This is a genomic window from Roseibium sp. MMSF_3544 (assembly GCF_030732845.1).
Lineage (GTDB): Bacteria > Pseudomonadota > Alphaproteobacteria > Rhizobiales > Stappiaceae > Roseibium.
Window position 1 is genome coordinate 257,433 of the sequence record NZ_JASHKA010000004.1, and the last position, 14,471, is coordinate 271,903.

14 protein-coding genes are annotated in these 14,471 nt (G+C 57.9%); 3 read left to right on the forward strand and 11 right to left on the reverse strand.

Translation table 11 applies throughout. From position 1 onward, the window contains the following. The first annotated feature begins 46 nt into the window (after positions 1–46). From RBB47_RS07975 to RBB47_RS07985, 3 genes are all read left to right on the forward strand, one after another. Positions 47–484 carry an outer membrane protein assembly factor BamE gene (locus RBB47_RS07975; RefSeq protein WP_305985239.1) on the forward strand — a complete coding sequence of 146 codons (438 nt, stop codon included), beginning with the start codon at positions 47–49 and terminating at the stop codon, positions 482–484. A 343-nt stretch (positions 485–827) separates the two neighbouring features. Beyond that, positions 828–1,772, forward strand: coding sequence for a UDP-glucuronic acid decarboxylase family protein (locus RBB47_RS07980; protein WP_371932756.1), 945 nt, complete (start codon positions 828–830; stop codon positions 1,770–1,772). 6 nt (positions 1,773–1,778) lie between these two features. Beyond that, a complete protein-coding gene (locus RBB47_RS07985) occupies positions 1,779–2,759 on the forward strand; it encodes a glycosyltransferase (RefSeq protein WP_305985240.1) in 981 nt (326 codons plus the stop codon). 93 nt (positions 2,760–2,852) lie between these two features. Here the strand turns inward: RBB47_RS07985 and RBB47_RS07990 are convergent, their stop codons facing one another. From RBB47_RS07990 to RBB47_RS08040, 11 genes are all read right to left on the reverse strand, one after another. Then, positions 2,853–4,991: a sodium-translocating pyrophosphatase gene (locus tag RBB47_RS07990; RefSeq protein ID WP_305985241.1), complete on the reverse strand. Its 2,139-nt coding sequence runs from the start codon at positions 4,989–4,991 to the stop codon at positions 2,853–2,855. A 218-nt stretch (positions 4,992–5,209) separates the two neighbouring features. Beyond that, positions 5,210–6,433 (reverse strand): MFS transporter, encoded by a 1,224-nt coding sequence (locus RBB47_RS07995; protein WP_305985242.1) that lies wholly within the window; start codon positions 6,431–6,433, stop codon positions 5,210–5,212. A 114-nt stretch (positions 6,434–6,547) separates the two neighbouring features. After that, positions 6,548–7,546, reverse strand: a complete 999-nt coding sequence (thiL, locus tag RBB47_RS08000; protein ID WP_305985243.1) for a thiamine-phosphate kinase — start codon at positions 7,544–7,546, stop codon at positions 6,548–6,550. Positions 7,547–7,548: 2 nt separating this feature from the next. Continuing rightward, positions 7,549–8,067: a transcription antitermination factor NusB gene (gene nusB / locus RBB47_RS08005; protein ID WP_305985244.1), complete on the reverse strand. Its 519-nt coding sequence runs from the start codon at positions 8,065–8,067 to the stop codon at positions 7,549–7,551. Between the two features lie 5 nt (positions 8,068–8,072). Then, positions 8,073–8,522, reverse strand: a complete 450-nt coding sequence (gene ribH, locus RBB47_RS08010; RefSeq protein ID WP_305985245.1) for a 6,7-dimethyl-8-ribityllumazine synthase — start codon at positions 8,520–8,522, stop codon at positions 8,073–8,075. A 152-nt stretch (positions 8,523–8,674) separates the two neighbouring features. Then, positions 8,675–9,286: a riboflavin synthase gene (locus tag RBB47_RS08015; RefSeq protein ID WP_305985246.1), complete on the reverse strand. Its 612-nt coding sequence runs from the start codon at positions 9,284–9,286 to the stop codon at positions 8,675–8,677. A 1-nt stretch (position 9,287) separates the two neighbouring features. After that, positions 9,288–10,412: a bifunctional diaminohydroxyphosphoribosylaminopyrimidine deaminase/5-amino-6-(5-phosphoribosylamino)uracil reductase RibD gene (ribD, locus tag RBB47_RS08020; RefSeq protein ID WP_305985247.1), complete on the reverse strand. Its 1,125-nt coding sequence runs from the start codon at positions 10,410–10,412 to the stop codon at positions 9,288–9,290. A 20-nt stretch (positions 10,413–10,432) separates the two neighbouring features. Continuing rightward, a complete protein-coding gene (nrdR, locus tag RBB47_RS08025) occupies positions 10,433–10,909 on the reverse strand; it encodes a transcriptional regulator NrdR (RefSeq protein ID WP_305985248.1) in 477 nt (158 codons plus the stop codon). A gap of 27 nt (positions 10,910–10,936) precedes the next feature. After that, complete coding sequence (glyA, locus tag RBB47_RS08030; protein ID WP_305985249.1) at positions 10,937–12,244, reverse strand: serine hydroxymethyltransferase; 1,308 nt, start codon at positions 12,242–12,244, stop codon at positions 10,937–10,939. 218 nt (positions 12,245–12,462) lie between these two features. Next, positions 12,463–12,690 (reverse strand): serine hydroxymethyltransferase, encoded by a 228-nt coding sequence (locus RBB47_RS08035; protein ID WP_305985250.1) that lies wholly within the window; start codon positions 12,688–12,690, stop codon positions 12,463–12,465. A gap of 365 nt (positions 12,691–13,055) precedes the next feature. Beyond that, positions 13,056–14,369 (reverse strand): murein L,D-transpeptidase, encoded by a 1,314-nt coding sequence (locus tag RBB47_RS08040; RefSeq protein ID WP_305985251.1) that lies wholly within the window; start codon positions 14,367–14,369, stop codon positions 13,056–13,058. Positions 14,370–14,471 lie beyond the last annotated feature (102 nt).

Below are 14,471 nucleotides of genomic sequence, written 5' to 3' on the forward strand. Positions count from 1 at the left end.
AAATTCGAAAGAAGCCAGACTGATCTGGCAAAATGGGACTTCTTAGATGAACTTCAAGGCGAGCGCCCTGATCCTTCCGCTTCTGGCCACACTGCCGCTCGGCGGCTGCTTCACCACCACCTATACCCACGGCCATGTCGTTACAACGGACATGCTGAACCAGGTGCAGGTCGGCTCCAGCCGGGAACAGGTTGAACTCGTGCTCGGGTCGCCGTCAACGACGTCTAGCCTGAGCGGCGACGCCTACTATTACATATCGCAGAAAACCGCTACGACAGCCTTCCTGGCGCCCGATATTGTCGAACAGCGTGTTGTTGCCGTCTATTTTGATGAAGAAGGCTTCGTTCAGGACCTTGGCAACTACACTCTGGAAGACGGCAAGATTGTCGATATCGTCACCCGCGAAACCCGAACCGGCGGCGCCGACTACGGTTTCCTGACGCAAATCTTGGCGGGCGCGACCAATCCTGGCCTTGGACTGTAATTGACCGGCGGCTGCTTAGCGTAGCCGCGGCCAACCTCAATCCGACAATAAAGTGCGTTGCCGGGGCTACCCCGGCTATTCCGGGGAAATGCTGCTTTCCATTCGTTTCGCTATCTCGGCAGCCTCGTCAACTTGGATCAGACGTCTCCAGTTTGCCAAGTGATCTTGTCGATCCTGCTGTTTTCGGAGTAAACGGCTATCAACCGGCTGATCGTCGCATTGCATTGATCGGCTCGGAAACGAGTTCGACTGATCGGGCCACTGCTCTGGGCCGCTCATGCGATCGGAGAAAGCGCGTGAATACCAATACTGGCTGCCGCAAAACGCCGAGGAAATCCAAGGAATGAAGATCTCGAACAGAAAAAGAGTGCTCGTGACGGGCGGTGCCGGGTTCCTGGGATCTCATTTGTGCGAGCGATTGCTGCGCGATGGTTCGGACGTTTTGTGTATCGACAATCTCTACAGCGGCACGAAGGACAATATTGAACACCTTCTGTCGAATCCCCGTTTCGAATTTCAACGCCATGACGTTACGTTTCCGGTGTATCTGGAAGTCGACGAAATCTACAACCTCGCCTGTCCTGCATCTCCCGTGCACTATCAGCGCGATCCGGTGCAAACGACAAAAACGAGCGTGCACGGGTCCATCAACATGCTTGGTCTCGCCAAGCGCACCGGCGCACGCATCTTCCAGGCATCGACCAGCGAGGTGTATGGTGACCCCGAGGTCCATCCCCAGACCGAGGATTATTGGGGCCGCGTCAATCCGATAGGTGTTCGGTCCTGCTACGATGAGGGCAAGCGCTGCGCGGAAACGCTGTTTTTCGATTACAATCGCCAGCACGGCCTGGAGATTAAAGTCGCGAGAATATTCAACACCTACGGGCCACGCATGCACCCGAATGACGGCAGGGTCGTCAGTAACTTCATCGTGCAGGCCCTGCAGGGCAACGACATCACTATCTATGGGGACGGACTGCAGACGCGCAGTTTCTGCTACGTGGACGACCTGATTGAAGGTTTCGTCCGGCTGATGTCGTCACCGGCAGACCTGACAGGACCGATCAACCTGGGTAACCCTTCCGAATTTACGATCCGCGAGCTTGCAGAGGCCGTTCTTGAGCTTGTCGGCGGCTCGTCTTCGCTTGTGTTCCGCCCGCTTCCGCATGATGATCCGATGCAGCGGCAGCCTAATATCTCGATGGCAAAGCAACATCTTGACTGGACGCCCGAAATCCCGCTGCGAGAGGGATTGAAGAAGACCATTTCCTATTTCAGGAACTTGTAAGAACCAATGATCCCTTCCAGCTCACCTCTCATTATCGTCACACCGGTCTATGAAGACTTTGAGGCGAGCAGCCGGCTGTTCAAAGAACTTCAGGCGGAGTTTGGCGACGACGTTTTCATCGTTGCCGTCGACGACGGTTCCGTCAGACAGCCACTCGATGCGTCAGGACTGGACGGCGCCGGAGTGAGAGGCGCAGTACTCAAGCTGAGAAGAAATGTCGGCCATCAAAAGGCAATTGCCATTGGCCTCGGCTATGTTGCAACCCACATCGGTGCCAGGCAGTCGGTCGTTGTAATGGATTCAGACGGCGAAGATGTGCCCGGCTCAATTCCGCAACTTCTGGAGAGGCTGCATTCGGATCAAGTTGATGTGGTCGTGGCGCGCCGAAGAAGCAGGGTTGAAACGCTTCGTTTCAAGACCTTTTATGCGATCTACAAGCGCCTCTTCCGGATCGTGACAGGCCGAACCATCAGCTTCGGCAATTTCATGGCGGTGAAAGCGGACGGTGTGAGGCGCCTCTCGGCCATGCCGGAATTGTCAATTCATGTTGCGTCCGCTGTCCTTGCCTCCAAATTGCGAATTGATACCTGTCCACTGGACCGCGGTCCCCGGTATGCCGGTCAATCAAAGATGAATTTCGTCGGCCTCGCGTTGCACGGCTTCAAGGGCATGATGGTCTTCGCGGAAGATGTCTTGGTGCGCGTCGGCATTGCCTCTGCGATCGTCGCCATCTTGTCCGTACTTGGCGGCATCACTGCCGTCCTGCTCAAGGCGATCGGTTACTCGACCCCCGGCTGGTTTTCCGTGGCCCTGGGGATCCTGGTCCTGATGTTCATGCAGACGGGTGTGCTGGCACTCATGACGCTTATGCTCACCGGGGTGGTCCGCAGCGGAACGGTTACGTCCGAACTGGACTATAACGACTTCATCGATGAAATCCTGGTCAGCAAAAGCGCCGAGCCGGTGACCAAGGTCATCAGCTCTTAAACCAGACGGCAAACTCTCTCGACAAAACTGAAAACGGCGAGCCCTTTTGGGGCTCGCCGTTATGATGTTCAGACCAGATCTGACTTTATGCTTCTAATGAGCGAGGATCGCCAGCAGGAGCAAGGCCATGATGTTGGTGATCTTGATCATCGGGTTCACCGCAGGGCCTGCAGTGTCCTTGTAGGGGTCACCGACCGTGTCACCGGTAACAGACGCCTTGTGCGCTTCGCCGCCCTTCTGGTGCGTCACGCCGTCCTTGTCGGTGAAGCCGTCCTCGAACGACTTCTTGGCGTTATCCCAGGCGCCGCCGCCTGCGGTCATCGAGATTGCAACGAACAAGCCCGTCACGATCACGCCAAGCAGCATGGCGCCGAGAGCCGCGAAGGCGTCGGCCGGTGTCGCCACGGCACGCACCACGAAGAAAACGACGATCGGTGACAGCACCGGCAGCAGCGACGGGATGATCATTTCCCGGATGGCCGCCTTTGTGAGCATGTCAACCGCACGACCGTAGTCGGGCCGTTCCGTGCCTTCCATGATGCCCGGCTTTTCCTTGAACTGGCGGCGGACTTCTTCCACCACCGCACCGGCTGCACGGCCAACTGCCGTCATGGAAATCCCGCCGAACAGATACGGCAGCAGACCACCGAACAGCAGACCGGCGACCACATAGGGATTGGACAGGGTGAAGAGCGTGCTCACGTCGATGCCGGCGAAAATCGATCCTTCCTCAGCATTGCTGGAGAAGTATCTCAAATCTTCCGTATAGGCCGCAAACAGCACCAGAGCACCGAGACCGGCCGAACCGATGGCGTAGCCTTTGGTCACCGCCTTGGTGGTGTTGCCGACCGCGTCGAGCGCATCTGTCGTGGTCCGCACTTCTGCCGGAAGGTCGGCCATTTCCGCGATACCGCCGGCGTTGTCCGTCACCGGACCGAATGCATCGAGGGCAACGACCATACCTGCCAGCGCCAGCATCGTGGTCACCGCGATCGCGATACCGAACAGCCCTGCAAAGCTGTAGGTGACCAGGATACCCGCGATAATGATGATCGCCGGAAGGGCGGTCGCTTCAAGCGAAACAGCCAGACCCTGGATCACGTTGGTGCCGTGGCCGGTGACAGACGCCTGTGCGATGGACTTCACCGGACGATAGTCGGTTCCTGTGTAGTACTCGGTCACCCAAATGATCAGCCCCGTAACAATCAGACCGACAACGCCGCAAATGAAGAGATCAAGGCCGGTGAAGGTCGTACCGCCCTCGATCGAATATTCGGTGCCGCCACCGAGCCATCCGAAAATAATCACGGCAAGTGCGACAGCTGACAGAACTGACGTGGCAATGAAGCCTTTGTAGAGTGCGCCCATGATGGAGTTGTTTTCGCCAAGCTTGACGAAGAACGTGCCGATAATCGACGTCACAACGCAGCTTGCACCGATCAGGAGCGGCAGAAGCATCAGCTCCATGGCCTGCGCGCCGCTGAAGAAGATCGACGCCAGAACCATGGTCGCGACCACGGTCACCGCGTAGGTTTCGAAAAGGTCGGCCGCCATGCCCGCACAGTCGCCGACGTTATCGCCGACGTTGTCGGCAATTGTCGCCGGATTGCGCGGATCGTCTTCCGGAATTCCGGCTTCGACCTTACCGACCAGGTCGCCGCCAACGTCGGCGCCCTTGGTGAAGATACCGCCGCCGAGACGGGCGAAGATCGAAATCAGAGACGCGCCGAAGCCGAGTGCGACAAGAGCGTCGATCACCGTGCGATCGGTGGCTTCATATCCCATCATACCGGTGAGGATCGCGTAGTAGACCGCAACACCCAATAGCGCCAGCCCGGCAACCAAAAGGCCGGTGACGGCACCGGCCTTGAATGCGATTTCCAGCCCGGCTCCGAGGCTCTGGCTGGCGGCCTGGGCCGTGCGCACGTTGGCGCGGACTGAAACCATCATGCCGATGTAACCGGCAGCACCTGAGAGGACGGCTCCGATGGCAAAACCGATTGCCGCAGGTCCGGAAAGCAATATCCAGGCAAGAACGAAAACAACCGCACCAACGATGGCGATTGTCGTGTACTGCCGGTTGAGATATGCACTGGCCCCTTCCTGAATCGCCCCCGCGATTTCCTGCATGCGGGCGTTACCCGCATCCGCCGCCATGACGGACTGAATTGCCCATGCGCCGTACGCAATGGACAAGAGGCCACAAACAATGATGATGACGAGCTCGATCATACTTCCTCCCAGAAATGCGGCGGCCTGTTTTTGTTGTCGTTATAACCACCAGACTGCGCTTCACGCGTTTTCCTCCGCGTGAAGAGAGCACAGATAGCAACAAAGCGGAGCGCTTCGTCAAGCTCTCACTTGGTTTAATTTCGCTCTTCCGTTGCGGCAGCATTTGGTGCAATGCGGAAATTTTGCTGCACGGACGAAGTGGATTTTTGTGAACGGCCCTAAACGGTTGTAACTGCTTTCCTTTCCGCGAGCACGAGCCACGCCAGCAATCCGAGCGAAAGGATTACGAACGGAAAAACCAATACATTTACCGTGCCCCAGCCAAAGGCATTCAAAAGCGCGCCCGACGAAAACGAAGCTGCGGCAACGAATCCGAACACCAGAAAATCGTTGACTGCCTGGACAAGGTTCCGCTCAGCAGGTCTGTAAGTGTCGGTCAGCATGGCGGTCGCACCGATGAAACCGAAATTCCAGCCGAGTCCCAGCAGGACCAGCGCCGTCCAGAAATGCGCCAGTTCCAGCCCGGAGAGGGCCACGATCGAGCAACCAGCCAGGAGAGCGAGGCCTATGGCGACTATGCGCTCCTTGCCGAAGCGCGCGATCAGGTGACCTGTGAAGAAACTTGGTCCGAACATGGCCAGCACATGCCACTGAATTCCAAGCGCTGCGTCTGTTTCAGACAAGCCGCAAGCGATCATGGCCAGCGGTGTCGCCGTCATCACAAGGCTCATCAGGGCGTAGGAACAGATGCCGCAAGCCGCGGACACGATGAACCTCGGTTGCGACATGATCTTCAATAAGGGGCGACCACCGCCCTGCGTGCGGTTTTGCCGCGGCGGCTTCGGGATTTTTATGAAAACAAGAAGGAAAAGCGCAACCAGCGCTAGTCCGGCCTGTGCCAGGTACGTACCCGCAAACAGAATCGGTTGGAACAAGTCCTTCGTTGCGATCACGGTTTGTGGTCCGACAATGCCGGCCAGCACGCCCCCTGCCAGAACCCAGGAGATGGCCTTCGGCTTGAACGCCTCGCTCGCCGTATCAGCGGCCGCGAACCTGTATTGCTGGACAAATGCACCGGCAAATCCCCCCAATGCACAGGCCAGGGCAAACAGACTGAAATCATCCCGGAACACGGCGAAGGACGCCAGCAATCCGCTGGCTACCCCCAAGAGAGACGCACCGGTGAACCCGGCGCGGCGACCGAACCTGCGCATGATCATTCCCGCAGGTATCGTGCCGAAAGCCGTTCCAAGCACCATTGCTGAAACTGGTAGTGTTGCCAGAGACTTGTCTTCATCGAGCATCATGTAGCCCACCAGCGGGCCGGTCGCGATCACGATGGAAGCGGACGCGCCACCGAGCGCCTGTGCCAGGGCCAAGAGCACAGCGTTTCGTTTTGCCAATCGATCATCGACCAAGGGTTCCGGCGTCGCGGTCGTCATTCATTCAATCTCGAAATGGGCGGGCAGTGTTTCACAGAAGCGTGCCCTTCATAGGTAGCACGGCTCCGGCGACCGGTCATACCCTGAACTTCACCGGCAGGACAGACGTGATGCTCAGAAATGCGTGAAGCCGTCGCCCGCCTGAAACGAAATTTGCTGCCCGCCATCCATTAGGGTGACTTGGCCAGCATCCTTCGTAACGCGGCCGATCTCCGCGACCGGGCAACCGGCGGAAGCAGCTTCCTGGCTAAACCGCACAGCGTCTGCAGCGGGAACCGTCGCCAGGATTTCATAATCGTCGCCGCCATTCAGAAAGGACAGATAGTCATTTCCGGCAGATGTCTGCAGGCGTTTCAGCGCATCGGACAGTGGTATCTTTGCCAGATCAATCTCAAGGCCTGCACCGGACACACGCGCCATGTGTTCACTGTCCGCGAACAAGCCGTCGGATATGTCCATCGCCGCCGAAGCCCGCCGGCAAATCAGTTCCGCAAGACACGTTCGCGGGCGTGGTAGGAGGTAGCGGCCCAGAACGTGTTGTTCTTCCGCCTCGTTCAGAGACCGCTCACGGCAAAAGCTGTCGTCAAGCCTTGCCTTCAGCCCCGCTGCCGCATCCCCGATTGTGCCGGATACAAACAAGACGTCGCCGGATTTTGCACCGGAGCGCCTGACGGCGCGGCCGGAAGGCACCTCACCAATGGCAGTGATCGAAACCTGCAGCCCGTTTCCGGACCGGATTGTATCGCCTCCGAACAGTCGGACCTCATAGGCCGCCTGATCGTCGGCAAGACCGGCACAAAAGCGTTCCAGCCAGTCCGCGGTCCAGTCCGCGGGCAATGCAAGACCGAGCAGGTATCCACGCGGCGTGGCCCCTTTGGCGGCAATGTCAGACAGATTTACCCGCAATGCCTTGGCAGCGATGGCCTGCGGCGGGTCTTCAGCAAAAAAGTGCACGCCGGCGGCAAGAACGTCCTTTGTCAGAACGAGATCATAACCGCTTCGGGGAGAAAACACCGCAGCGTCGTCTGTTAGTCCCACACTCCCGGGGTCACTCGCCAATGGTGCGAAATACGTCCTGATGAGTTCAAACTCGCCTGGCCGGGTATCAGCCATGATCAGGAGGCGCCATCCGCCTTTTGAGCGTCAAATTCCGCATCCCGGAGCTCGTGCGCTAGACGGTCGAGCACGCCGTTCACCAAACCCGGTTCGTCATCTTCGAAAAACGCTTTGGCGACGTCGATGTACTCAGAGATGATCACTTTTGCCGGCACATCCTTGCGGCGCAACAGTTCATAAGAGCCAGAGCGAAGAATGGCGCGGAGAAGGCTGTCGATCCGCTTCAGCGGCCAGTCTTCCGTCAACGCGGTATGGATATAAGGATCAAGGAACTTCTGGTCCTCGACAACACCGGCGACGATATGTTTGAACCACTGCTCGTCGGCATCGCGGTATTGTTCACCGTCGATCTCCTTGCCCAGCCGGAATGCCGTAAATTCACTGACGACGCTTGTCAGCGGCGCGCCGCCGACATCCATCTGGTAGAGCGCCTGAACGGCAGCCAGACGCGCGACGCCCCGCTTGTTTGCCGGTCGCACGGTCTTAGCCGGTTTTTCCGGGTCGGCCTTTCCGTTCATTTTGCTTACACTCCAAGCCGTTCGCGCAAGGCGATCATATCAAGCGCTGCCCGTGCTGCGGCACCGCCCTTGTTCTTGTCTCCCACCTTCGCGCGCGCCCACGCCTGCTCGGCGTTCTCCACAGTCAGAATACCATTTCCAAGGGCAAGGTCAGCATCGACGATCAAATCCATGATCACCCGGTTGGACTCGTTGGCAACGATGTCATAGTGCGTGGTTTCACCGCGAATGACGACGCCAAGAAGGACGAACCCGTCATAGAGAACACCGTCATTTTCCATTGCGGTCATGACCATGGACAAGGCAGCAGGTATCTCAAGGACACCCGGAACCGCAATCCGGTCGTAGGTAGCGCCGGCAGCCTCGATCTCCTTGACAGCTCCTTCCGCTAGGGCGTCAGCAAGGTCGTCGTAAAATCTGGCTTCGATGATCAGCAGTTTGCGTTCAGCGCTCATGTGTCCTGATATCCTTTAAGGGGCCGCGACAGGAACCACGTCCGTCCCGGTTTGTCCAGTCTCAATCGTGCAACACAGCCAATACCGGACGGGGTCTTTGCCGTCCGGTCGCTTGCGCGCTTTCATGTCCTTCGAAGGTGTTGGGAAGTCCCCTACCCGGTCTTTGCGAATTCCGCAAGGCGCGCGGCATAACGCGCCATCATGTCGACTTCCAGATTGACCTTGTCGCCGACGCTGCGGTCCGACCATGTGGTCACTTCAAGCGTGTGCGGAATGAGGAAGACCGAAAACAGGAGACCGTCCACCTCATTGACCGTCAAGGAAGTGCCATCAAGGGCAACGGACCCCTTTTTCGCTATGAAGGGAGCGGCCTCTTCAGGCGCTTCAAACTGAAGATAGACCGACTCCGGATGCTCCACCAGCTTGACGATCGTCGCCACTCCGTCGACGTGGCCAAGGACGAGATGTCCGCCCAGTTCCGCCCCCATCGTCAGGGACCGTTCCAGGTTCAGTTTCTGGCCCGTCTTCCAGTCCGAAACATTTGTCAGCGCCATTGTTTCCGCGGCGCTGTCGATATCGAACCAGTTGCCGTTCGAACTGTTGGCTTTGGCCGTCACCGTGTGACAGACACCGGCACAGGAGATCGAGGCGCCTATGTCGAATGTGTCGGTATCATAAGCAGTTCGGATGCGGGTTTTCCGGCCCGACGGAACATCTTCGATTGAGAGAATTTCGCCCAGATCGGTCACAATCCCGGTAAACATGTCAAGCTCCACGGCGTCTTAGATAAATGTAGCTGTCGCAACCGAACTTTCCGGCATCGATCCGCTCGAATTTGGGATCTGAAAAGACTTCTTCAAGAGCAAGGTCGTGCAGAGCCGGTATGCCGTCGTCCCCGATTTCGATGTCTCCCGTCACGACACAAAGGTCATCGACAAGGTCCGCCTTCAAAAAGGACTCCGCCATGCGTGCACCGCCTTCCACCATGACGCGGGTGATACCCCTGGTCGCGAGCGCACTGAGGATCACTGACGGTTCAATGAAACGGTCGCCGGCAGGAACACGAATAACATTGACCCCGGCAGCGGCAAGAACATCGATCTTGTCCGGATCTGCATCGTTCCCGCAAATAAGCCAGACCGGAACATCGACACAGGTTCGCACCAGCTTGGAATCCAGCGGCAGGCGGGCGCAGCGATCCACCACCACGCGGACCGGAGAGCGCTCGGCAAGTCCCGGCAGCCGGCAGGTTAGCATCGGATCATCGGCGAGTGCTGTTCCGGAGCCGACAAGGATGGCGTCGTGCTCTGCCCTGAAGCCGTGAACTTTCCGCATCGCGAGCGGTCCGGAGATCTTGACCTGGCCTTCGCCCGCGCGGCCGATATAACCGTCTTTGGAGACGGCCAGCTTCAAAAAGACATGCGGGCGCTGCTTGCGCTGCCGCAACGCGAAGCCATGATATATCGGCTCCACGGTCTCTTCGCGCACACCGACCGTAACCTCGACACCACCATCGCGCAGCATCTCCACACCTCTGCCGGCGACACGCGGATTGGGATCGAGCATGCCGATGACCACCCGCTTGACACCCGCCTCTATCAACGCCAGTGAACAAGGCGGCGTTCGGCCATAGTGCGAACAGGGTTCCAGAGTGACGTAACAGGTCGCGCCGCGTGCCTTGTCACCAGCATGACGAAGGGCATTTACCTCCGCATGCGCCATTCCGGGTCTTGAGGTCACTCCCCGCCCGACGAGGACAGGACCGTCCTTCTCGTCTCGCACGATGAGCGCGGCGACAGCCGGATTGGGCCAGACGCGCCCGAGTCCGCGCCGGGCAAGACGCTCGGCTGCGGCCATGAAATGCAAATCTATGTTGTTTTGAGCAGACATAAGTTTTCGTTCGCAGACGATCACTGGTCTTTCAGAGCAGAGCTCTCGGGGTCACTGAGTTCATCCAGCAGCGCCTCGAAATCCTTGGCTTCGCGGAAGTTCCTGTAAACGGACGCAAAGCGTACATAGGCCACATCGTCGATGCCTTTCAGGCCTTCCATGACGTGGTTGCCGATGGTTTCGGCCGTGATTTCACTTTCTCCGGAACTTTCGAGCTGCCGTACGATGCCACTGACCATGCGTTCGATCCGATCTGGGTCGACAGGACGCTTGCGAACGGCAATCTGGACGGAGCGGATGAGCTTTTCACGGTCAAAAGGAACGCGGCGCCCTGAGCGTTTCAGGACCATCAGTTCGCGCAATTGGATCCGCTCGAAGGTCGTAAACCGGCCGCCGCAAGTATTGCAGATCCTGCGGCGGCGAATGGCGGTGTTGTCCTCGGTGGGACGGGAATCCTTAACCTGGGTTTCCTCGCCACCGCAAAACGGACATCTCATGTCAAAAAGCTCCTGACCGGACCGGTATTAATCCCCGTAGATCGGGAACCGGGCTGTCAGTGCTTCTACCTTGGCTTTGACGGCTGCTTCAACCGCCGCGTTGCCCTCTTCACTGTTTGAGGCCTTCAAACCATCCAACACTTCCGTGATCAGCCCGGCAACTTCGCGGAATTCCGCAACCCCAAACCCGCGGGTCGTGGCCGCGGGCGTGCCAAGCCGGATACCGGATGTGACGAACGGTTTTTCCGGGTCGAACGGAATGCCGTTCTTGTTGCAGGTGATGTTTGCGCGTCCAAGCGCCTTTTCAGCAGACTTGCCGGTCGCATTCTTCGGGCGCAGGTCCACCAGCATCAGGTGATTGTCCGTGCCACCGGAAACAATGTCGAGCCCCTGCTCTTTCAATGCCTCGGCAAGTGCCTTGGCATTTTCGGTGACGGCACGGGCATAGGCCTTGAATTCCGGCTGAAGAGCTTCCTTGAACGCCACGGCCTTTGCGGCGATCACATGCATGAGAGGGCCGCCCTGGAGGCCAGGGAAAACCGCAGAATTGAACTTCTTTGCAAGCGCTTCGTCGTTCGACAGGATCACGCCGCCACGAGGACCGCGCAAAGACTTGTGTGTCGTGCTGGTTACGACGTGGGCGTGGGGGATCGGAGACGGGTGCACGCCGCCAGCGACAAGGCCAGCGATGTGGGCCATGTCGACCATCAGGTAGGCACCGATGCTGTCTGCGATCTCGCGGAATTTCTTCCAGTCCCAAACACGGGAATAAGCCGTTCCACCCGCCAGAATGAGCTTCGGCTTGTGTTCGTGGGCAAGACGCTCGACTTCTTCCATGTCGAGCAGATGATCGTCCTCGCGCACGCCATAGGACACAACATTGAACCACTTGCCGGACATGTTGACCGGAGAGCCGTGGGTCAGGTGGCCGCCGGAGTTGAGATCAAGGCCCATGAAAGTGTCGCCCGGCTGCAGCAGCGCCAGGAATACCGCCTGGTTCATCTGGCTGCCGGAGTTGGGCTGAACGTTTGCGAACTGGCAGCCGAACAGCTCCTTGGCCCGCTCGATAGCGAGCGTTTCGGCGACATCGGCAAACTCGCAACCGCCGTAGTAGCGTTTGCCCGGATAGCCTTCGGCATATTTGTTGGTGAAAATTGAGCCCTGGGCTTCCAGAACAGCGCGGGAAACGATGTTCTCTGAAGCGATCAGCTCGATCTCGTGCTGCTGACGGCCGAGCTCCTGCTGAATGGTGCCGAAAATATCCGCATCGGCCTCAGCGAGACTGCGGGTGAAGAAACCGGAATGGGATTGCCCCGAGCTTTCCATCAAAGACATCGCACGATCCTTTAGTTCATTTGCCAAGAACCTGGCCCCGGCGGTCTTCAACGTTCAGACCTTCTTGCACCCGTTGGCCGACTTGGCGCGAGGAATTAACACAGCGCCCCTGCAGAACCAAGGGGCATACCGACGCGGTCAATTGGGAAAACGACGCGTTTGCGTTCAAGGAATCTTTTTCCCAGCGAAAATATTCACCCGGAGCTAGCCGGCCCGGGTCAGTAAAGTGTCGGATCCGACGCCCGGCTGCCGGTCGACGCAATCTGCTGAATACGGCGAAGCAATTTGCGCACGGCAATGCGCTTCAGGTCTTCTTGCGCAGCAGATGCCGGGCCAAATGTCGAGACCTCGATGCCGGTTGCGGCATCGATCGCAATCACCTTCACCTGCTTCCCGATCGGATGGTACTCCAGATAGATTTCGCCTGGTCGCGGATCGCGACTCATCTTGGATCTCCCGACTGTGTCATGCCCAAAAAGCCACGAAACGCCGGCCTTATCAAGACCGGCGTTTCGTTGTTTACAGTCGTTTTTTTGGTCGGAAACCTAGGGTCAAGACTCATTAATTTGGCTGAATTGGTAGGGATAAATTTGTTCGGATACGAGGCGCAAAGCTGCAGGAAACCGTCCGGTTTCCAAAGATTTGCAACGACGTTGCCGCGCAAATTCACCCTATCCTGAAGGGACGCAAAAACGGATTCAATCTGCCGCGTCAAACCGCTCAACCGGGCAGGAAGCCCGCTTGTCGCGCTTTTCCTTGCAGCTCATCGCCGTTTGCTGCGCCAATTCAACCAAATTAATGGGTCCTGACCCTAGAGCCGCGCCTGCGTTTCCGTCCCCGTGCCGTAGAGATCATCCCGGTTGTAGATGTCTTCGCGGAAGTGGATGACACCGTCGGAATTGGCCCAGGCGGTCACGTAGGTCATGTAAAGCGGAATGGATTTCTTCAGCTTCACATCCTCGCGCTCGCCGGTCCGGATAATGGAATCAACGCGCGTGCGGTTCCAATCCGGGGTGGTGGACTGCAGCAGCCAGGTTACCAGCTCACGTACGTTCTGGACGCGTACACATCCGGAGGAATGGAAGCGCTGGCTTTCCCCGAAGAGCGTCTTCGACGGTGTATCGTGCAGATAGACCTGATGTTTGTTGTGGAAATTGATACGAACAGATCCCAGCGAGTTTTCCGCGCCCGGATCCTGCGTGAAGCGATACTGGGTCGCTTCGTCCGTATTCCAGTCGATCTGCTGCCAAGCCAGCTCATTGCCGCTCCAGTCGAAGATGCGGATGTTGTTCTTGGCCAGATACTGCGGATCTTCCTTCATTTTCGGGATGAGATCCTTGCGAATGATCGAAACCGGCACCGTCCAGTACGGATTGAAGTTCAATTCGTAGATCTTGCTGTTCAGGATCGGCGTCTGGCGGTCGATTTTTCCAACGACGGCCGTGTGGCGCGAGCGCACTCGCCCCTCCTCGACGGCCTCAATCTCGGCCGCAGGAATGTTCACCATCACATAGCGGTCGCCCAAAAATCCTGACATGGACCGCAGACGGACGAGGTTGGTTTCAAGCTGTCTCAGTCTCACGTCCGCAGGAATGTTCAGCGCCTGGACCGTGTCTTCGCCCATAATTCCGTCCGGGATCAGGCCGTGGCGCAACTGAAAGCGGCGCAGCCCAGAATCCACATAGGAATCAAAGGTATCGGAAAGACCGGCTTGCTGTTCAAGATCGCCGGATCCGATCAAGCGGCGGCGCAGTTCAACAACGCGCGGGTCCTTGGCACCGATGCGGAGCGCCTTGCCACCACCAGTGACTGTTCCCCAACCGCCTGCCTGGACAATGCGCTGATAGCGGTCGATCGCAACCGAGATGTAGTCGGCTGTTGCCGGTGACAGGGTCGGCGCTGACGAATTGACTTCGGTGATGTTTTCGGTGGCAATGTCGAAGTTATCGGTCCATTCGACATTTTGACGGTTCTGCTGCAAGGACTGCAATGCGGTCTGCGCGCTTGCCGGAGTCCCAAATGCCAGAAGGCTTCCCAGTCCGATTGCACATGTGCTCAGGACCAGTTTCCCAACACCCTGGTTCACGTAACGCGTCTTCCCGGTCGTTCCGGCTAAAAGGTGCATTGCCATCCTCATTCGCTGCGCCTTACACATCCAAATTTAATTGCGGTTTCAATCGGCTGTTCCAGTCCAAATCGAAACCGATTGTTTCATGTCTGTTCATTA

Coding starts and splice junctions, on each gene's coding strand:
- RBB47_RS08035 (WP_305985250.1), bottom strand. CDS start 12,690: ATGAGTCGCGATCCGCGACCAGGCGAAATCTATCTGGAGTACCATCCG.
- RBB47_RS08040 (WP_305985251.1), bottom strand. CDS start 14,369: ATGCACCTTTTAGCCGGAACGACCGGGAAGACGCGTTACGTGAACCAG.
- RBB47_RS07995 (WP_305985242.1), bottom strand. CDS start 6,433: ATGACGACCGCGACGCCGGAACCCTTGGTCGATGATCGATTGGCAAAA.
- RBB47_RS08015 (WP_305985246.1), bottom strand. CDS start 9,286: ATGTTTACCGGGATTGTGACCGATCTGGGCGAAATTCTCTCAATCGAA.
- RBB47_RS07985 (WP_305985240.1), top strand. CDS start 1,779: ATGATCCCTTCCAGCTCACCTCTCATTATCGTCACACCGGTCTATGAA.
- thiL (WP_305985243.1), bottom strand. CDS start 7,546: ATGGCTGATACCCGGCCAGGCGAGTTTGAACTCATCAGGACGTATTTC.
- RBB47_RS07975 (WP_305985239.1), top strand. CDS start 47: ATGAACTTCAAGGCGAGCGCCCTGATCCTTCCGCTTCTGGCCACACTG.
- glyA (WP_305985249.1), bottom strand. CDS start 12,244: ATGTCTTTGATGGAAAGCTCGGGGCAATCCCATTCCGGTTTCTTCACC.
- nrdR (WP_305985248.1), bottom strand. CDS start 10,909: ATGAGATGTCCGTTTTGCGGTGGCGAGGAAACCCAGGTTAAGGATTCC.
- ribD (WP_305985247.1), bottom strand. CDS start 10,412: ATGTCTGCTCAAAACAACATAGATTTGCATTTCATGGCCGCAGCCGAG.
- nusB (WP_305985244.1), bottom strand. CDS start 8,067: ATGAACGGAAAGGCCGACCCGGAAAAACCGGCTAAGACCGTGCGACCG.
- ribH (WP_305985245.1), bottom strand. CDS start 8,522: ATGAGCGCTGAACGCAAACTGCTGATCATCGAAGCCAGATTTTACGAC.
- RBB47_RS07990 (WP_305985241.1), bottom strand. CDS start 4,991: ATGATCGAGCTCGTCATCATCATTGTTTGTGGCCTCTTGTCCATTGCG.
- RBB47_RS07980 (WP_371932756.1), top strand. CDS start 828: ATGAAGATCTCGAACAGAAAAAGAGTGCTCGTGACGGGCGGTGCCGGG.